General features: G+C 64.9%; 17 protein-coding genes. 14 read left to right on the forward strand and 3 right to left on the reverse strand.

The window, feature by feature from the left end; translation table 11 throughout:
* Nucleotides 1–43 precede the first annotated feature (43 nt).
* Both J1M86_RS22365 and J1M86_RS22370 read right to left on the reverse strand, forming a co-directional pair.
* Complete coding sequence (locus J1M86_RS22365; RefSeq protein ID WP_206511409.1) at nt 44–1,150, reverse strand: DoxX family membrane protein; 1,107 nt, start codon at nt 1,148–1,150, stop codon at nt 44–46.
* Between the two features lie 144 nt (nt 1,151–1,294).
* Nucleotides 1,295–1,984 (reverse strand): MBL fold metallo-hydrolase, encoded by a 690-nt coding sequence (locus tag J1M86_RS22370; protein WP_075840650.1) that lies wholly within the window; start codon nt 1,982–1,984, stop codon nt 1,295–1,297.
* 214 nt (nt 1,985–2,198) lie between these two features.
* Between J1M86_RS22370 and uvrA the strand changes: the two genes are divergently transcribed.
* On the forward strand, nt 2,199–5,126 hold the full coding sequence (uvrA, locus tag J1M86_RS22375) for an excinuclease ABC subunit UvrA (protein ID WP_075840651.1): 2,928 nt from the start codon (nt 2,199–2,201) through the stop codon (nt 5,124–5,126).
* 40 nt (nt 5,127–5,166) lie between these two features.
* Here the strand turns inward: uvrA and J1M86_RS22380 are convergent, their stop codons facing one another.
* A complete protein-coding gene (locus J1M86_RS22380; RefSeq protein ID WP_241260528.1) occupies nt 5,167–5,589 on the reverse strand; it encodes a DUF1844 domain-containing protein in 423 nt (140 codons plus the stop codon).
* Nucleotides 5,590–5,969: 380 nt separating this feature from the next.
* Here J1M86_RS22380 and infC point away from each other — a divergent pair, with 380 nt between their 5' ends.
* The 13 genes from infC (at nt 5,970) to J1M86_RS22445 (ending at nt 18,518) form a co-directional block, all read left to right on the forward strand.
* The gene (gene infC / locus J1M86_RS22385) at nt 5,970–6,701 is read left to right on the forward strand and encodes a translation initiation factor IF-3 (RefSeq protein WP_075840723.1); all 732 of its coding nucleotides are present in this window, start codon (nt 5,970–5,972) and stop codon (nt 6,699–6,701) included.
* A gap of 90 nt (nt 6,702–6,791) precedes the next feature.
* Nucleotides 6,792–6,986: a 50S ribosomal protein L35 gene (gene rpmI, locus J1M86_RS22390; protein ID WP_075840652.1), complete on the forward strand. Its 195-nt coding sequence runs from the start codon at nt 6,792–6,794 to the stop codon at nt 6,984–6,986.
* Nucleotides 6,987–7,073: 87 nt separating this feature from the next.
* Nucleotides 7,074–7,463: a 50S ribosomal protein L20 gene (rplT, locus tag J1M86_RS22395; RefSeq protein ID WP_072807374.1), complete on the forward strand. Its 390-nt coding sequence runs from the start codon at nt 7,074–7,076 to the stop codon at nt 7,461–7,463.
* Between the two features lie 38 nt (nt 7,464–7,501).
* Nucleotides 7,502–8,353, forward strand: a complete 852-nt coding sequence (locus J1M86_RS22400) for an RNA methyltransferase (RefSeq protein WP_206511410.1) — start codon at nt 7,502–7,504, stop codon at nt 8,351–8,353.
* A gap of 63 nt (nt 8,354–8,416) precedes the next feature.
* Entirely contained in the window at nt 8,417–9,487 is a 1,071-nt protein-coding gene (gene pheS / locus J1M86_RS22405) for a phenylalanine--tRNA ligase subunit alpha (protein WP_206511411.1), read from the forward strand.
* A 51-nt stretch (nt 9,488–9,538) separates the two neighbouring features.
* Complete coding sequence (gene pheT / locus J1M86_RS22410) at nt 9,539–12,025, forward strand: phenylalanine--tRNA ligase subunit beta (protein WP_206511412.1); 2,487 nt, start codon at nt 9,539–9,541, stop codon at nt 12,023–12,025.
* Nucleotides 12,026–12,066: 41 nt separating this feature from the next.
* On the forward strand, nt 12,067–12,621 hold the full coding sequence (locus J1M86_RS22415) for a hypothetical protein (RefSeq protein ID WP_206511413.1): 555 nt from the start codon (nt 12,067–12,069) through the stop codon (nt 12,619–12,621).
* A gap of 31 nt (nt 12,622–12,652) precedes the next feature.
* Nucleotides 12,653–13,720 carry an N-acetyl-gamma-glutamyl-phosphate reductase gene (gene argC, locus J1M86_RS22420; RefSeq protein ID WP_241260529.1) on the forward strand — a complete coding sequence of 356 codons (1,068 nt, stop codon included), beginning with the start codon at nt 12,653–12,655 and terminating at the stop codon, nt 13,718–13,720.
* Between the two features lie 26 nt (nt 13,721–13,746).
* Nucleotides 13,747–14,973: a bifunctional glutamate N-acetyltransferase/amino-acid acetyltransferase ArgJ gene (gene argJ, locus J1M86_RS22425; RefSeq protein ID WP_206511520.1), complete on the forward strand. Its 1,227-nt coding sequence runs from the start codon at nt 13,747–13,749 to the stop codon at nt 14,971–14,973.
* Nucleotides 14,970–15,872, forward strand: coding sequence for an acetylglutamate kinase (argB, locus tag J1M86_RS22430; RefSeq protein ID WP_075840654.1), 903 nt, complete (start codon nt 14,970–14,972; stop codon nt 15,870–15,872). Before argJ ends, argB begins: the two co-directional genes overlap by 4 nt.
* Nucleotides 15,869–17,068, forward strand: a complete 1,200-nt coding sequence (locus J1M86_RS22435; RefSeq protein ID WP_206511415.1) for an acetylornithine transaminase — start codon at nt 15,869–15,871, stop codon at nt 17,066–17,068. Before argB ends, J1M86_RS22435 begins: the two co-directional genes overlap by 4 nt.
* Nucleotides 17,069–17,070: 2 nt before the next feature.
* A complete protein-coding gene (argF, locus tag J1M86_RS22440; protein WP_075840655.1) occupies nt 17,071–18,006 on the forward strand; it encodes an ornithine carbamoyltransferase in 936 nt (311 codons plus the stop codon).
* The gene (locus tag J1M86_RS22445) at nt 18,003–18,518 is read left to right on the forward strand and encodes an arginine repressor (RefSeq protein WP_075840656.1); all 516 of its coding nucleotides are present in this window, start codon (nt 18,003–18,005) and stop codon (nt 18,516–18,518) included. Before argF ends, J1M86_RS22445 begins: the two co-directional genes overlap by 4 nt.
* Nucleotides 18,519–18,530 lie beyond the last annotated feature (12 nt).

Raw genomic sequence — 18,530 nt, forward strand, 5'->3', positions numbered from 1 at the left:
CAGTTCAGGGCGGGGCTCGTCGATCAACCCGGGTCGGCAGGTGCTACTTGGAGTACTTCTGCACCCGCTTGTCCAGATCCTTGCGTGCCTTCTCGACCTTCTTCTCGAGCTTCTGTCGGGCCTTCTCGGTCGCCTTGTCGAATTCGCGGCTCTGCTTGTCTGCTTGCGCGAGCGCGCGCTTGCTCAGGCCTTGACCGCGCTCGACCGCCACCTCGGCCAACCGGCTGCCTCGCTGCTGCGCGAGTTCGGCCAGCTCGGCGGTGCGGTCACCGGCCCTGTCGGCGAGGACGGCACTGCGCTTCTGCGCGATGTCGCTCAGTTCGCTGCTGCGGTCGACGGCCTTCTCGGCCCACTTCGAACCGCGCTTCTGTGCGACCTCGGCGAGGTCGGATCCGCGGTCGGCAGCTTGTTCGGCCAGCTTCGTCCCCCGCTTCTGTGCGACCTCGGCCAAGTCGGCTCCGCGGTCGGCAGCGATGTGCGCCCATCGTGACAACACTGGCTGGGCGACCTCCGCGAATTCCGACGACTTCTCGGTCGCGACATCGGCCCACTTGGCCACGACCGGCTGTGCGGCATCGGCAAGATGTGCTCCACGAGAGGCAGCGACCGTCGCAAGTTCCTTCACACGCTCCGATGCCACGCCCACCTGATCGGAGGCATCATGCGATCCGGGCAGTGCGCCCGCGATCGTGCCCTGGGCCTTGCGGGCGGCCCGGCGTCCACGCCACGCCAGCGAGGGCTTGCCCTCTGTGTCGACGGCGGCGATGAGCAGGCCGCCGAGCAGGCTGACGTTCTTCAGGAACTGGATCTTCTGCGCTGCCTTTGCCTCCGGGTCTGTCTCGTTCCAGAAAGCGTGCCCGGCGAGAGTCGTGGGGACGAGGCTGCCTGCCAGCGCGATCGAAGCGATGCGCGGAGCCTTGCCCGTTGCAAGCAGGATTCCGCCGCCGACCTGGATCGCGCCGTTGATGCGGACGAGCGTCTCCGGATCCTCCGGAACGCTGGAGGTGACGCTGTTCGGCAGGGTCTCTTTGCCCTGCTCGATCAGAGGTGTCGCTGCCTTGGCTCGGGGTGCGGGGTTGCGGAGCGCGTCGATACCCCCCGCGATGAAGATGGTCGACATCAGCGGACGGGCGATACGGCGGACCAGCATTGACTGCCTCCTGGTGGTTCGTGGATGAACAACTTCGTGGATGAAAAGCGTTGTTCGACGCGAGCCGCCCCGATTCTCGGGCAGCGCGCGCCAGTTCAACCGTAGCCATACCCGGGGGTTCACCGTTTCAAGCGTGCAGGCGTTTCACCAACCCCGTTCCCGCCATTCCGCCAGGTGGGGGCGCTCGTTGCCCAGTGTCGTGTCCTTTCCGTGTCCCGGGTAGACGATTGTCTCGTCGCCGTAGACGTCGAAGATCTTGGCACTGACGTCATCGAGCAAGCTGGTGAACTCCTCCGGGCTAGAGGTCTTGCCGACACCGCCGGGGAACAGGGAGTCACCGGTGAACAGGTGCGTGATGCCGGACTCGCTGTCGGTGAGCGCGAGTGCGATGGACCCGGGAGTGTGGCCACGGAGGTGGATGACCTTCAGTGTCAGCTCGCCCACATCGACGCTCTCGCCGTCATCGAGCAGTCGATCGGGGGCGACCGGCAGTGGTTCGGCGTCGAGGCTGTGGGCCGCGGTGGGCGAGGCCGTTCCGCCGACGATGTCCTCGAGGGCTTGCCAGTGGTCTGCGTGCTGGTGGGTGGTCACAATGAGAGTCAGAACAGGGGCGTTCTCGTCGATCAGCTGCGACAGGCGTTCTGCTTCGTTGGCTGCGTCGACGAGGAGCGACTGCCCGGTGGTGGAACAAACGATCAGATAAGAGTTGTTGTCCATCGGACCGACCGACATCTTCGTGATGGTTCCGCCGGCGATGGCACGACGCTGCGGCGCCGATCCCTGGGAAACCGATCCGGTGTACTGGTCCTCGATGACCATGAGGTGCTCGTCCATCCCCAGGACGCTACCGTCGGCGGGGGTGAGTTGCGCCGTCGGGGAACGTGTCGGTGGGTCGGCCTAGCATTGCTACTGCGTGAGGTCCTCCCTCGCGTGGGCATCGACGGAGCCTCGATACGACAGGTTCGATCGCCGGTATGCACTGCTGTGCGCCGGCCCCCGATCTGCTCTATCAACAGCCTGACCTGCTCGATCAATAGAAGGGAACACTGTGGCGGATCGCCTGATCGTGCGAGGTGCTCGTGAGCACAATTTGCGGGGAGTCGACATCGACCTACCTCGCAACAGCCTCGTGGTCTTCACCGGACTGTCGGGCTCGGGTAAGTCCTCGCTCGCGTTCGACACCATCTTCGCCGAGGGTCAGCGCCGCTATGTGGAGTCACTGTCCGCTTACGCGCGCCAGTTCCTCGGGCAGATGGACAAGCCCGATGTCGACTTCATCGAGGGACTCTCGCCTGCGGTGTCGATCGACCAGAAGTCGACCAACCGCAATCCACGGTCGACGGTGGGCACCATCACCGAGGTCTACGACTACCTTCGTTTGCTCTTCGCGCGCGCCGGAACCGCACACTGCCCGGTGTGCGGCGAGAGAATCGCCAGGCAGACTCCGCAGCAGATCGTCGACCAGGTTCTCGCGATGGAGGAGGGCACTCGGTTCCAGGTTCTGGCGCCCGTCGTCCGTACTCGAAAGGGCGAGTTCGTCGATCTTTTCGAGTCGCTCAACACACAGGGCTACTCGCGCATTCGCGTCGACGGCGTCGTTCACCAACTGACCGATCCTCCCAAGCTGAAGAAGCAGGAGAAGCACGACATCGAGGTTGTCGTGGACAGGCTCACCGTCAAGGCCAGTTCGAAGCAGCGATTGACGGACTCCGTCGAGACGGCGTTGCGCCTGGCCGACGGAATCGTCGTACTGGACTTCGTGGACCGCGAGGAAGATGCCGCCGACCGTGAGCGCCGGTTCTCCGAGAAATTGGCGTGCCCCAACGCGCACCCGCTCTCGATCGACGATCTCGAACCGCGGTCGTTTTCGTTCAACTCGCCCTACGGTGCGTGCTCGGAGTGCCTCGGCCTCGGAGTCCGCAAGGAGGTCGATCCGGAACTCGTCGTGCCCGACCCCGATCTGTCTCTCGCCGACGGAGCTATTGCGCCATGGTCGATGGGACAGACCTCCGAGTACTTCGGCCGGCTGCTGTCCGGCCTGTCCGACGCCATGGGCTTCGATCTCGACGCGCCATGGAGCAAGCTCCCCGCGAAGGTCAAGCGCGCGGTGCTCGAGGGCAGTGATCACCAAGTGCACGTCCGCTACAAGAACCGCTACGGCCGCACCCGCTCGTACTATGCCGAGTTCGAGGGGGTCATGCCGTTCCTGCACCGCAGGCTCGAGCAGACCGAATCCGAACAGATGAAAGAACGCTACGACGGTTACATGCGGGACGTGCCGTGTCCGGCATGCGGTGGTGATCGCCTGCGGCCCGAGATTCTGTCCGTCACCATCGAGTCCGGCGATTTCGGGGCCAAGTCGATCGCCGACGTGTGTGCACTGTCGATCTCCGAGACTGCGGACTTCTTGAACAGTCTGACGTTGGGTGCCAAAGAGGAGGCAATCGCCGGCCAGGTGCTCCGGGAGGTGCAAGCGCGCCTCGGGTTCCTGCTCGACGTCGGCCTCGAGTACCTGTCCCTCTCACGCGCGGCCGGTTCGTTGTCGGGCGGCGAGGCTCAGCGAATCCGCCTTGCGACTCAGATCGGGTCGGGTCTGGTCGGCGTTCTCTACGTGCTCGACGAGCCGTCCATCGGCCTGCATCAACGCGACAACCGGCGACTCATCGACACGCTCACGCGATTGCGCGATCTGGGTAACACTTTGATCGTCGTCGAGCACGACGAGGACACCATCCGCACCGCGGACTGGGTGGTCGACATCGGGCCGTTGGCAGGTGAACACGGCGGGCGAGTGGTCCACAGTGGTTCCTACGAGGATCTGCTGAAATCGAAGGAATCCCTCACCGGCGCTTATCTTTCCGGACGCCTGCAAATACCGCTGCCGGACACCAGACGAGTCGTCGACAAGAAGCGGCAGGTCACGGTGGTCGGTGCACGCGAGCACAACCTCCGTGGCATCGACGTCAGCTTCCCACTGGGTGTGCTCACCGCAGTCACGGGTGTATCGGGTTCGGGCAAGTCCACCCTGGTCAACGACATTCTCGCGACGGTCATGGCGAACAAGCTCAACGGTGCACGGCAGGTGCCCGGTCGGCACACGCGCATCAACGGTCTCGATCAGCTGGACAAGCTGGTCCGGGTCGATCAGTCGCCGATCGGTCGGACCCCTCGATCCAACGCGGCCACGTATACGGGCGTGTTCGACAAGATTCGCACCCTGTTCGCCGCGACCACCGAGGCAAAGGTGCGCGGCTATCAGCCGGGTCGATTCTCGTTCAACGTCAAGGGCGGGCGCTGCGAGGCATGCTCAGGTGACGGCACGCTGAAGATCGAGATGAACTTTCTGCCCGATGTGTACGTGCCGTGTGAGGTCTGCAACGGCGCGCGGTACAACCGCGAAACTCTCGAGGTGCACTACAAAGGCAAGACTGTTGCAGAGGTCCTCGACATGCCCATCGAGGAGGCGGCAGACTTCTTCGAACCCATCACCTCGATCCACCGCTATCTGAAGACCCTCGTGGAGGTCGGCCTCGGCTATGTTCGGCTCGGGCAGCCGGCGACGACGCTGTCCGGAGGCGAGGCGCAGCGCGTGAAGCTCGCATCCGAGTTGCAGAAGCGCTCCACCGGTCGCACCGTCTACATCCTCGACGAACCCACCACCGGTCTGCACTTCGAGGACATCCGCAAATTGCTCGGTGTCGTCAACGGGCTCGTGGACAAGGGGAACACCGTCATCGTCATCGAGCACAATCTCGATGTGATCAAGGTGTCGGATTGGGTCATCGACATGGGGCCGGAGGGCGGATCGGGCGGCGGAATGGTCGTGGCACAGGGAGATCCCGAGGACGTCGCAGCGGTGGCGGAAAGCTACACGGGCAAGTTCCTGCAGGAGGCGCTCACGCGTAAGCCTGCTCCCGAAGCGAAGACGGCGCCGGTGAAGAAGCGTCGTCCACGCAAGGCTGCGACCAAGGTCTGATCCCCGGGCCTGGTGGCCCGGGGTCGAACGGCAGATCGGGTCAGTAGACGGGGCCGGTGTACTTTTCGCCTGGGCCCGCGCCCGGCTCGTCCGGGTGGGCGGAGGCTTCGCGGAACGCCTTCTGCAGTGCCTGGAGTCCATCGCGGATGGGACCGGCGTGCGGCCCGAGGTACTCGACCGAGGCTGTGACGAGACCAGCGAGAGCGGTGATCACTCGTCGCGCTTCGTCGAGATCGAGGTGCGGACTTTCCGATGGGTCCGCCTCGGACAGGCCGAGTTTTTCCGCCGCCGAGCTCATCAGCATCACCGCGGCGCGACTGATGACCTCGACTGCCGGCACCTCGGCCAGCTCACGTACGTCGCCCGCGGCACCTGAGCCGTCTGCGTCCGAACGGTCTGCAGTCGTACTGTGGACAGGGATTTCACCGGGTATTTCGCTACCTGACTCGGGAGTGCTCGTCATGACGTCGAGGATGTCATGTGGGCTCTGCTCGCTGTGCAGTGCGGCACCGATTCGCTGTGAGGCCGACCCGGTGGTAGTCTTCTCCCGCGACCGTCTTCGGCGCGCTCTTTCTCGATCTCGAGCGTGTGCGGAGGCAGCAAGTGGAGCCCGACTCCCACCGGACACAGTTTTCGACTGGTTCCGGTCCGGTCGCACACGGGTCAGGTGTAGATGCCTGTATGTGTCCCGTGTGCTTCCTCGTACGAGGAGATTGCGCAGTCAGAACGCTGCGAATCGATCGGTCGGCATCGGGCCCTGCACCAGCGGAATGCTGGAGCAGGGTTTTTTCGTTGTAGGGAGTGTTCCCGGCAGCGAATGTGCCGAAGGACCGGGCGGGCGGGCTGTGCCACCAGGCAGGCGGTCGGCTCGACCCCACACCGCACTACCTAGGAGGCCCCATCAGCACTGAGACTCGCATCAACGATCGCATCCGTGTTCCCGAGGTTCGTTTAGTTGGACCGGGCGGTGAACAGGTGGGCATCGTGCGTGTTGAAGATGCACTCCGTCTGGCTCTCGAAGCCGATCTCGATCTCGTGGAAGTAGCTCCCGACGCTCGTCCACCGGTCTGCAAGATCATGGACTACGGGAAGTTCAAGTACGAGGCAGCGCAGAAGGCGCGCGAGTCGCGTAAGAACCAGACACTCACTGTGATCAAGGAGCAGAAGCTCCGGCCGAAGATCGACGCCCACGACTACGAAACGAAGAAGCGGAACGTCATTCGCTTCCTCGAAGCAGGGTCCAAGGTGAAGGTCACCATCATGTTCCGCGGTCGCGAGCAGTCGCGTCCCGAACTCGGTTTTCGTCTGCTCCAGCGTTTGGGCGCGGACGTTGCGGACCTCGGCTTTGTGGAGACATCCGCGAAACAGGACGGCCGCAACATGACCATGGTGTTGGCTCCGCACAAGGGTGCCAAGACACGCGTCAAGGCCCAGGAAAGCGCTGCAGCTCCGCCTGCTCAGCGTGCTGTGGCTCCGACCGCGCAGCCCGACCCGGCGCCAGCAGCGCCTGCAGCACCCACAGCTCAGCCTGCTGCCGAGGGCACGCCGGCAGCGGCAACGCCCCCGAGCAACTGACTCGCATCAGGCCCGAAAGACGATCCTGCCGATCAGCGTCGGCGGGATCGTGCCGTGTACGACTAGAAGCAATACAGAACTGAGGACTCCATGCCCAAGCAGAAGACCCACAGCGGCGCCAAGAAGCGATTCAAGGTGTCCGGCACCGGCAAGATCATGCGCCAGAAGGCCGGCCGTCGCCACCTGCTGGAGCACAAGGCCAGCAAGGTGACCCGTCGTCTCGACGGTGTCGCAGTTGTCGCGAAGGCCGACACGCCGCGGATCAAGCGCCTGCTGGGCATCTGATCTCGGCTTCGTAGTCGGCCGAGAAGGTCGGCACCACCCCATGACCAACCGGGGCTCTTCGAGCCCCCAGATCGACAGGATTCACCAGTGGCACGCGTAAAAAGGGCGGTCAACGCCCAAAAGAAGCGCCGTTCGATTCTCGAAGCGTCCAAGGGCTACCGCGGACAGCGCTCACGTCTGTACACCAAGGCCAAGGAGCAGCAGCTCCACTCGCTCACGTACGCGTACCGCGACCGCAAGGCTCGCAAGGGTGATTTCCGCAAGCTGTGGATCACGCGCATCAACGCTGCAGCGCGGGCCAACGACATCACCTACAACCGCTTCGTCCAGGGCCTCAAGGCCGCGGGCGTCGAGGTGGACCGCAAGATCCTCGCGGAGCTCGCTGTGTCCGATGCCGCGGCATTCACCGGTCTGGTTGCCATCGCAAAGGCTGCACTGCCTGCCGATGTCAACGCTCCCGCCGGAGAAGCAGCCTGAGCAAGCTCACGCACGACAGTGAACTTCCGGAACGACCCGTGGACACGCTCACCGAGCGCACGCCACGGGTCGTTTCGGCTGTCAAGCTCCTGCGTACGGCCGAGCGAAGAAAAACTGGACGCTTTCTGGCCGAGGGAACCAATTCGGTTGCCGAGGCGCTTGCGGCCGGTGCCGTGGAGGAGATGTTCTTTCGTGAGGACTCCGCGGAGCGCAACCGCGGCGTCATCGACTCGGCTCGCACGCACGGTGTTCGCGTGTCCGCCATCACTGAACGAGCGGCGAAAGGCTTGTCGGATACCGTGACGCCTCCGGGTGTCGTTGCTGTCTGCCGAACCATCGATGTATCGCTCGCCGAAGCACTGTCCGGCAAGGTGGCGCCGGGCGGATCGGGATCAGGTCCGCAGCTGGTGTCGGTACCCGTAGAGGTGTCGGAACCAGGCAACGCGGGCACCGTCATCCGGGTTTCGGACGCAGTCGGCGCCGACTCGGTGATTCTGCTCGGCGACAGCGTCGACCCGCACAACGGCAAATGTGTCCGCGCGACGGCCGGGAGCCTGTTCCACCTACCGATCGCACGTGAGCGCTCGATCGAGGCCGGGATCGAGGCGCTCCGAGGTGCAGGGTTGACGATCCTCGCGACCGCGGCCGATGGCGAGGTCGATCTCGACGATGCCGATGAACTCCTCAGCGGACCGACGGCCTGGTTGTTCGGAAACGAAGCGCACGGCCTCGCGCCCTCGGTCGCCGCAGCAGCCGACCACCGGGTGGCCATTCCCATCCACGGCCGGGCAGAGAGCCTCAACCTGGCCACCGCCGCGGCCATCTGCCTGTACGCGAGCGCGCGAGCGCAGCGCAGGTCCCGTCGAGGAGGACCCGGCGTGCTCGCCTAGGATTGCCGTGGTTCATCCCCGCATCATCACCAATACCAACCGAGTCGAGGAGTTGCACCTCTCGTGGCCAAGAAAGACGGCGACAACGCCCAGCCGGTCGATCCGAGTGTGCTCGAGCCGGCCGCGCTCGACGCTGCCGTCGATCATGCCGAGAAGGCCTTTCTCGCTGCCGGCGATCTGGACGAGCTGACGAGAGTCAAGATCGAGCACATCGGAAACCGTGCCCCCCTCGCGCTCGCGCAGCGCGCCCTCGGTTCGATTCCCGGTGACCAGAAAGCCGATGCAGGAAAGCGCGTGAAGTCGGCCCGCGATCGCGTGCAGAACGCTTTCGATGCTCGACGCGAAATACTCCTCGCGGAGCGCGACGCTGCCATTCTGGTCGCCGAGACCATCGACGTCACGCTGCCGTCCACGCGGCGACCGATCGGTGCCCGGCACCCCATCACGATCATCGCCGACCAGGTCGCCGACGTGTTCGTCGCTATGGGGTGGGAGGTCGAGGAAGGTCCCGAGGTCGAGACCGAGCATTTCAACTTCGACGCGCTGAACTTCCTGCCGGACCATCCGGCCCGCACCATGCAGGACACGTTCCACATCGCGCCCGAGGGCTCCCGCCAGGTTCTGCGGACGCACACCTCGCCGGTGCAGGTTCGGTCGATGCTCTCCCGAGATTTGCCCATCTATATCGTTTGTCCCGGTCGCACGTTCCGTACCGACGAGCTCGACGCGACCCATACCCCGGTGTTCCACCAGGTAGAGGGACTCGCCGTCGACAAGGGTCTCACCATGGCGAACCTGCGGGGAACGTTGGATGCGTTCGCCCGTGCGCTGTTCGGCGAGGAGACGCGCACGCGTATGCGTCCCAACTATTTCCCGTTCACCGAACCGTCCGCGGAAGTCGATGTGTGGTTCCCCAAGAAAAAGGGCGGCGCAGGCTGGGTCGAATGGGGTGGCTGCGGCATGGTGAACCCGAAAGTGTTGCGGGCCAGCGGTATCGACCCGGACGTCTACTCCGGTTTCGCTTTCGGAATGGGGCTCGAGCGAACCTTGCAGTTCCGCAACGACATTCCTGACATGCGGGACATCGTCGAGGGTGACATTCGCTTCAGTTTGCCCTTCGGCGTAGGCGCCTGACGTCTTTTCGTCCCTCAATCACGTTCGACACCCAGAAAGAGCTGAGCAGACGTGCGCGTTCCACAATCCTGGCTGACCGAGGTTCTGCAGCGCACGGCGCCGCAGTGGAAGGTGACCCCCGAGGAGCTCGACGAGGGTTTCGTGCGGGTGGGTTTCGAAGTCGAGGAACTCGATTCGCTCGACCAGGTGACCGGTCCCCTCGTCGTCGGCCGTGTCGCGAGCATCACCGAACTCACCGAGTTCAAGAAGCCCATCAGGTTCTGCCTCGTGGATGTCGGCAACGAGGAAGCCCAGGAAATCGTCTGCGGTGCAACGAATTTTGCAGAGGGCGACCTGATCGTGGCGGCCCTGCCGGGCAGTGTGCTGCCTGGCGGATTCGCGATCGCCGAGCGCAAGACATACGGCAAGAACAGCAACGGCATGATCTGTTCGACGCTGGAACTGGGGCTCGGTAGAGATCAATCCGGAATTCTCGTGCTGCCGAAGGGGACAGCAGCACCCGGGGATGATGCCAAAGTGGTTCTAGGGCTCGATGATTCCGTCATCGAGCTGAACGTCACCCCGGACCGAGGTTATGCATTCTCCGTTCGTGGTTTGGCGCGTGAACTTGCGAGCAGCTTCGACCTCGAATACGCGGACCCGGCGCTCGGCCCGGCCTCGCACTCCGAGGGACAGGCGTGGCAGGCAACGGTCGAGCCGGATGCGGGTGTCGGCAGATTCGCGCTGCGCAAGGTCAGCGGCATCGATCCAGCAGCCGTGACGCCGTGGTGGATGCAACGCCGACTGCTTCTCGCCGGCATCCGGCCGATTTCCGCCGCTGTGGACGTCACCAATTACGTGCTGCACGAACTGGGGCAGCCCTTGCATGCGTTCGACGCGAACGCACTCACCGGCGCCATTGTGGTGCGCCGTGCGAAGGCGGGGGAGAAGCTCGTAACTCTCGACGGCGTGGAGCGCACCCTCGACGCCGAGGACGTCGTCATCGCCGATGATTCGGGTGCCATCTCGCTCGCCGGCGTCATGGGCGGTGCATCGACCGAGGTCGGAGCCGGCACTGTCGATGTGATCCTCGAAGCGGCGAACTTCGATCCGCTGGCGGTCTTCCGGACAGGACGCCGTCACAAGCTCAGCAGCGAAGCCAGCAAACGCTTCGAACGAACAGTCGATTCTGCCTTGCCTGTCGCAGCACTGGATCGAGCTGCGCAGCTCCTCGTGGACATCGCCGGCGGACGCATCGAGCCCATCCTGACCGATATCGGCGAAGTTCGGGCGTTCCCGTCGGTGCGGATGGATCTGGATCTGCCGGATCGAGTAGCCGGAGTCGAATACCCCGATGGAGTGGCGGCGCGCAGGCTGACGCAGATCGGTTGCGAGGTCGAGGTCGGCGTCAACTCGGCCGGCCACGGCGAGCTGGTCGTGTCGCCGCCGACCTGGCGTCCTGATCTGCAGCAACCCGCGGACCTCGTGGAGGAGGTACTGCGGCTCGAAGGACTCGAGCAGATTCCGTCCGTACTCCCTGCCGCCCCTGCCGGGCGAGGGCTGACTGCCCCTCAGAAGCGCAAGCGCGCCGTCGGGAAGTCGTTGGCGTTCGCTGGATACGTCGAGGTGCTCCCCACTGTTTTCCTGCCAGCCGGGGTGTTCGACACATGGGGACTCCCGGCCGAGGACGACAGGCGACGCACCACCTCCGTGCTCAATCCGCTGGAAGCGGACCGGCCCGAGTTGGCGACGACGATCCTGCCGGGTCTGTTCGAGATTCTTGCCCGCAACGTTGCACGAGGGCAGCGCGATGCGTCGCTGTTTGCAATCGCTCAGGTGGTTCGGCCCGGCGATCACACGGTTTCGGTCGACGCGATCGCCGTGCACGAGCGGCCGACCGAGGCGGAGATCGCTAGCCTGCGCGGTTCGTTGCCGGACCAGCCCGTGTACGTCGGTGTCGTTACGAGCGGCAAGCGTGAGCCCTCCGGGCCGTGGGGTCAGGGCCGCAGCGCGGACGCATCCGATGCGTTCGATGCGGCACGGACAATCGCCGCGGCCGCCGGTGTCGAGATCGAATTTCGCGCCGCGCAGTATCTGCCGTGGCATCCAGGTCGATGCGCCGAACTGGTCGTGGACGGCGCTGTCGTCGGCCATGCGGGGGAGTTGCATCCGGCGGTGCTCGAGCGGGCAGGGCTGCCCCCGCGCACCTGCGCAATGGAATTGAACCTCGACGCCCTTCCGGTGGTGGAGTCACTGCCCGCGCCTGTTGTATCTCCCTTCCCGGCCGTATTGCAGGACGTCGCCGTCGTGGTCGCGAGCTCGGTCCCCGCGGGCGAGGTCGAACGCGCGTTGAAAGCCGGCGCAGGCGAACTGCTGGAAAGCATCCGGCTGTTCGACGTGTTCGAGGGTGAGCAGGTCGGTGCGAACCGGAAGTCGCTGGCATTCGCTCTCGTCTTCCGAAGCTCCGACGGCACCTTGACCGAAGCGCAGGCAACCGAGGCACGGGATGCGGCGGTGGCCGCGGCCACCGACGCGGTGGGTGCGGAACTTCGCGGTTAGCGCCCCTGAAGCCCGGGCGAGAATTGCGTAGCGTGGAGAGCATGAGTACACACAGCGCAGGAGATCGCACGGATGCCGCCGTCTTGCGCGAGGTGCTCGCTGCCGTCGCAGGGCGGCCGGCTCTTGCCCCCGTGCACGCGGCTGCCGCGGCGTTGCTCGCCGAGATCGATACCTCGGGTGGCGATGGCGGCACTACCCCTTCCGTCGCGCCCCCGGGCGAGGTGCCGGATGTCGATGTTCCCCACACGACGCGTCCCAGCATCGATCAACCGCTCGGGGACCCGCCTCCGGCAATGCTGCCCCAGGACCCGTCGTTGGGGATTCTCGATGCCGAGCTGGTGGACGACAGTGGGCTCGACCGATCCATCGGTGGCGGAGTCGGCGCCGGGTTCACCGAGAAGGGTGTGCCGACCTGGGACGCGGTCCGCGACAAGGTCGACAATCGGACGACCACCGCGTTGGGGCGTGAAGAGCTCGATCACAGCACTGCGGCCGGTCGCACGTTGGACGAACAGTGGAACGAGCGCGAGGCCGCAGGGAAGAGCAAACTCGATGAGATCAGGCGTTCGATGAAGGAGAACAACCCCGGTTCATGAATGAGCTTGCATGGTGATGCATAATCAATCCATGAACGCTGTGAATGATGACGTGCACTCGGCACCGGTGCGGATAGCAGTCGCAGGAGCGAGTGGGTACGCCGGTGGCGAAATCCTCCGTCTGCTGCTCGGTCACCCAGGTGTCAGCTCGGGCCGCATCGTCATCGGCTCACTCACTGCCGGCGGCAACGCGGGCGCGACATTGGGCGAGTTCCACCCGCACCTGCTGCCTCTCGCCGACCGTGTCCTCGCCGAGACCACTCTCGACGAACTCGCCGGTCACGACGTCGTCTTTCTCGGACTGCCGCATGGGAAGTCCGCTGAGATCGCGCAACAACTGCCCGAGTCCGTCGTCATCATCGATTGCGGCGCCGATTTCCGGTTGTCCGACGGCTCCGCCTGGGAAAAGTACTACGGTTCGCCACACGCGGGCACCTGGCCGTACGGCCTACCCGAGCTGCCTGGCCTGCGGGAGAAGCTGGTGGGCGCCACGCGGATCGCGGTGCCCGGGTGCTATCCCACGGTGTCGTCTCTGGCTCTCGCGCCCGCAGTGGCAGCAGGGATCATCGAGCCCCGGGTGAGTGTGGTGGCGGTCAGCGGCGCCTCCGGAGCCGGGCGTTCGCCGCGCGCCGATCTGCTCGGAGCAGAAGTGATGGGCTCGGTGCGTGCGTACGGTGTCGCGGGCGCTCATCGGCACACGCCGGAGATCATTCAGAATCTGTCGGCGCTCTCACCGGTCCCGATCACGGTTTCCTTCACGCCAGTTTTGGCGCCGATGCCACGTGGAATTCTCGCCACCTGCACCGCTCTCACGACGGCGACGCAGGAGCAGGCGATCGAGGTGTACGAGAAAGCCTATGCGGCTGAACCTTTTGTGCACGTCCTCGGCGGGGGCCGACTGCCGCAGACGGGTGCCGTGATCGGATCCAATGCGGTGCAGATCAGCGTCTCCGTCGACGCCGACGCCGGGCAGCTCGTGGTGATCGCCGCGATGGACAACCTCACCAAAGGCACCGCAGGTGGTGCTGTGCAGTCGATGAACATTGCCCTCGGCATCCCCGAGACCGATGGTCTCACTACAGTAGGAGTCGCACCGTGAGCAGCCCCACCGTGAGCAGCCCCACCGTGAGCAGCGCAGTCGAGTCGCAGACAGTGACCGGAAAGCTGGTTCGCACACAGGGCGTCACCGCCCCCGCGGGCTTTCGTGGAGCCGGTATCGCAGCGGGTATCAAAGCCAACGGCAAGGCCGATCTCGCCCTTGTGTTCAACGAGGGACCGGATACCACGGCCGCTGGCGTCTTCACCCGAAACAAAGTCAAGGCTGCTCCCGTGCTGTGGTCGCAACAGGTGCTCGGCACCGGGAAGCTGCGCGCTGTGGTCCTCAACTCCGGCGGCGCCAACGCATGCACGGGGGCGGGTGGATTCCAGGACACGCACCGCACCGCCGAGGAGGTGGCGACGGCACTGAGCAACTGGGGTACCGAGACGGGAGCGATCGAGGTCGCCGTCTGCTCCACCGGTCTCATCGGTGATCGGCTACCGATGGACAAGCTGATTCCGGGCGTCACCGAAGTCGTCCACGAACTCGCGGGCGGAATCTCCGGTGGGACCGACGCCGCCTACGCGATCATGACGACCGATACCGTGCCGAAGCAGGCCGCGTTTCATCATGTGAACAAGTGGAACGTCGGCGGAATGGCAAAGGGGGCAGGCATGCTCGCGCCGTCGCTGGCGACGATGCTCAGTGTGCTCACCACCGATGCGGTCGCCACCGCCGAACAACTCGACACCGCGCTACGCAACGCCACTCGGCTGTCCTACGACCGACTCGATGTCGACGGTGCGACCTCGACCAACGACACCGTGCTGCTCCTTGCATCCGGCGCCAGTGGAATAGCCCCGAGCCAGGACGAACTCGATGCCGCGGTCCTGGCGGTGTGCGACGATCTCGCAGATCAGATGATGGCCGACGCAGAGGGCGTCACCAAGCGGGTGCGGGTCACGGTCTCGGGTGCCGCGTCGGAGGATGACGCGCTTGTCGGTGCACGGACGGTCGCTCGGGACAGTCTCGTCAAGACCGCACTGTTCGGCTCCGACCCCAACTGGGGCCGCGTGCTCGCTGCAATCGGTATCGCGCCGATCGAACTCGATCCCGACCGCATCGCTGTCGCGTTCAACGGGTCACCGGTGTGCGTCGACGGTGTGGGTGCGCCGGGCGCCCGCGAGGTGGACCTGTCGGGCGAGGATATCGAGGTCACCATCGACCTCGGCCTCGGAGATGCGTCGGTCACGATCCGGACGACGGACCTTTCGCACGCGTACGTCGAAGAGAATTCGGCGTACTCGTCGTGACCGATTCCCAGCTCTCTGCGTCGGAGCAGGCGCACACACTCGCCGGGGCATTGCCGTGGCTGCAGAAATTCCACGACAAGGTCGTCGTCGTCAAGTATGGCGGCAACGCCATGATCGACGAAAACCTCAAACGCGCTTTCGCCGCCGACATGGTCTTCCTGCGCACTGTCGGACTACACCCGGTCGTGGTCCACGGCGGCGGACCGCAGATCACGGCGATGCTGTCCAGGCTCGGCATGGAGGGCGTGTTCCGCGGAGGATTCCGAGTGACCACCCCCGAGGTCATGGACGTGGTGCGAATGGTCCTGTTCGGTCAGGTCGGGCGCGAGCTCGTCGGTCTGATCAACAGTCACGGCCCGTACGCCGTCGGAATCTCGGGCGAGGATGCGCATCTGTTCACGGCTTCGAAGCGCTCGGTGACGGTCGACGGTATCGAGACCGACATCGGCCTGGTCGGAGACGTGACATCGGTCAACCCCGACGCGGTGCACGATCTCATCGACGCGGGTCGGATCCCGGTGGTCTCCACCATCGCTCCCGACGCGGATGGCGTCGTGCACAACATCAACGCCGATACCGCGGCAGCCGCGCTGGCGCAGGCAATCGGCGCCGAAAAGCTGGTGATCCTCACCGACGTCGAAGGCCTGTACACGAACTGGCCGGACAGGTCGTCGCTGACGTCGGAGATCGACGTCGACACACTCGCCGCACTGTTGCCCTCGCTGGATTCCGGGATGGTCCCGAAGATGGAGGCATGCCTTCGCGCAGTACAGGGCGGTGTGCCCTCGGCCCATGTCATCGACGGTCGTGTGTCGCACTCGGTGCTCGTCGAGCTCTTCACCGGGGAAGGAATCGGAACGATGGTACGGCCGAACACGAAAGCAGGTTTCGATTCATGAGCGAGCACACCTCGACCCTCGATCTCCAGTCCCGGTGGTCGAATTCGTTGATGGACAACTACGGTGTGCCACGCGTCGCACTGGTTCGCGGTGCGGGCGCTGTCGTGACCGACGCCGATGGGAAGGACTACCTCGACCTCCTCGCCGGCATCGCCGTGAACATTCTGGGGCACGCGCACCCGGCGGTGATCGAGGCGGTCACCACTCAGCTCGGCACGCTCGGGCACACGTCCAATCTGTATGCCACCGAGCCGGGAATCGAACTGGCCGAGCAGCTGCTGGCGCATCTCGGTGCGAGCGTGCACGGTCGAGTATTCCTGTGCAACTCCGGTACCGAGGCGAACGAGGCGGCGTTCAAGATCGCCCGACTCACCGGCCGTCCGAAGATCATCGCGGCCGAGAAGGCCTTCCACGGCCGAACGATGGGTGCGTTGGCGCTCACCGGCCAGCCGGACAAGCGGGCGCCGTTCGAGCCGATGCCCGCCGGCGTGCATCACGTTCCGTACGGCGATGTCGAAGCCCTCGAAGCAGCTGTCGATACCGACACGGCCGCTGTATTTCTCGAACCGATCATGGGGGAGAGCGGTGTCGTCGTTCCGCCGGATGGTTATCTGCTCGCAGCCCGGGAGATCACCGCACGCCACGGCGCGCTGCTGATTCTCGACGAGGTGCAGACCGGAATCGGTCGCACCGGATGGTTCTACGCCCATCAGGCCGTCGGTATCGTCCCGGACGTCATCACCCTCGCGAAGGGGCTCGGCGGCGGCCTACCGATCGGCGCGTGCATCGGCATCGGAGAGGCAGCGTCTCTGTTGCATCCGGGCAAGCACGGCACCACATTCGGAGGAAATCCCGTGTGCGCATCCGCCGCACTGGCGGTCCTGAGGACCCTGGCCGAGGACGATCTCATCTCGCACGCCGATCGTCTCGGCAAGATCATTGCGCACTCGATCGAGGGACTGGATCACGCGCTGATCGATCATGTCCGCGGATCGGGGCTACTTCTGGGTGTCGTGTTGACAAAGGCGGTGGCAGCCAAAGCTGAAGCAGCTGCGCGTGAAGCAGGGTTTCTCATCAATGCGGCACAACCGGACGTTCTTCGCCTCGCACCGCCCCTGGTCCTCACCGAGGAGCAGGCCGAGGCGTTCGTCTCGGCACTGCCCGCAATACTCGACAAAGCTGACGAAACGGATTGACGATGGCACTGATGAACTTTCTCCGGGACGACGACGTCACTCCGCAGCAGCAGGGCGAAATCCTCGCACTCGCAGCCGAACTGAAGAGGGCACCATTCTCCAAGCGCCCGCTCGAAGGTCCACGCGGTGTCGGGGTGATCTTCGAGAAGAACTCGACCCGCACCCGCTTCTCCTTCGAGATCGGTATCGCCCAGCTCGGCGGCCACGCCGTCGTCGTCGACGGGCAGAGCACCCAGCTCGGTCGCGAGGAAACGTTGCAGGACACCGGCCGAGTGCTCTCTCGGTACGTCGACGCGATCGTCTGGCGCACCTTCGGACAGAAGCGGTTGGAGCAGATGGCTACGGGCGCAACGGTGCCCATCGTCAATGCGCTCTCCAACGAGTTTCATCCGTGTCAGGTGCTCGCCGATCTGCAGACGCTCGTCGAGCGCAAGGGTCAGCTGAAAGGGCTTGAACTCGCCTACTTCGGTGACGGGGCGAACAACATGGCCCATTCGTTGCTCCTGGGCGGAGTGACGGCCGGCATCAATGTCACCGTAGCGGCGCCGAAAGAGTTTGCACCGCTCGCCGAGGTGCTCGACGCAGCGAGGGCCCGAGCCGAGGAGACCGGCGCGAAAATCACTGTCACCGAGGACCCGTACGAGGCCGCGTCGGGAGCCGACGCTCTGGTGACCGATACCTGGACCTCGATGGGGCAGGAACACGACGGCCTCGATCGTGTCGCGCCGTTCCGTCCGTACCGCATCGACACGGAGTTGCTCTCCAAAGCAAAGTCCGATGCCGTTGTACTGCACTGCCTTCCCGCGCACCGTGGTGAAGAGATCACCGACGAGGTACTCGACGGGCCGCACAGTGTCGTCTGGGACGAGGCCGAGAATCGACTGCATGCACAGAAGGCGCTGCTGGTGTGGCTACTCGAGCAGGCTCGACGACCGTGAGCGAGGATGCGCCCTCGGTCCCGCTCACAGCGTCGACCAGAGCGGGTAGGCAGGCGCGCATCGTCTCTCTGTTGGCCAACCATCAGGTGCGCAGTCAACCGGAGCTCGCGGCGTTGCTGGCCGCGGAGGGCATCGATGTGACCCAGGCGACGCTGTCCCGTGATCTCGATGAACTGGGCGCAGTGAAATTGCGGGCACCCGACGGCGGCGCCGGGGTCTACATCGTTCCCGAGGACGGCAGTCCGGTGCGCGGCGTCTCGGGCGGGACGGATCGACTGACCAGGATGCTGGGGGAGTTGTTGGTATCGACCGATTCCAGTGGAAATCAGGCGATTCTGCGCACCCCGCCGGGCGCCGCGCACTACCTGGCGAGCGCACTCGATCGAGCCTCGCTCAAGGAGATAGTCGGCACCATTGCCGGAGACGACACGATCCTGGTCGTCGCCCGGGAACCGCTGACCGGCAGCGATATCGCAGACAAGTTGGAGAAGCTGGCCCGACGCGCGCAGTAGCTTCGACGCACA

It is taken from the genome of Rhodococcus sp. KRD197, from assembly GCF_017168235.1.
Classification (GTDB): domain Bacteria; phylum Actinomycetota; class Actinomycetes; order Mycobacteriales; family Mycobacteriaceae; genus Rhodococcoides.

What these genes read in the sequence shown, in the direction of transcription:
- J1M86_RS22365 (WP_206511409.1), bottom strand. Translation starts at nt 1,150, where the DNA reads ATGCTGGTCCGCCGTATCGCCCGTCCGCTGATGTCGACCATCTTCATC.
- J1M86_RS22370 (WP_075840650.1), bottom strand. Translation starts at nt 1,984, where the DNA reads ATGGACGAGCACCTCATGGTCATCGAGGACCAGTACACCGGATCGGTT.
- J1M86_RS22380 (WP_241260528.1), bottom strand. Translation starts at nt 5,589, where the DNA reads ATGACGAGCACTCCCGAGTCAGGTAGCGAAATACCCGGTGAAATCCCT.
- rpmI (WP_075840652.1), top strand. Translation starts at nt 6,792, where the DNA reads ATGCCCAAGCAGAAGACCCACAGCGGCGCCAAGAAGCGATTCAAGGTG.
- J1M86_RS22415 (WP_206511413.1), top strand. Translation starts at nt 12,067, where the DNA reads ATGAGTACACACAGCGCAGGAGATCGCACGGATGCCGCCGTCTTGCGC.
- argC (WP_241260529.1), top strand. Translation starts at nt 12,653, where the DNA reads ATGAACGCTGTGAATGATGACGTGCACTCGGCACCGGTGCGGATAGCA.
- J1M86_RS22435 (WP_206511415.1), top strand. Translation starts at nt 15,869, where the DNA reads ATGAGCGAGCACACCTCGACCCTCGATCTCCAGTCCCGGTGGTCGAAT.
- argF (WP_075840655.1), top strand. Translation starts at nt 17,071, where the DNA reads ATGGCACTGATGAACTTTCTCCGGGACGACGACGTCACTCCGCAGCAG.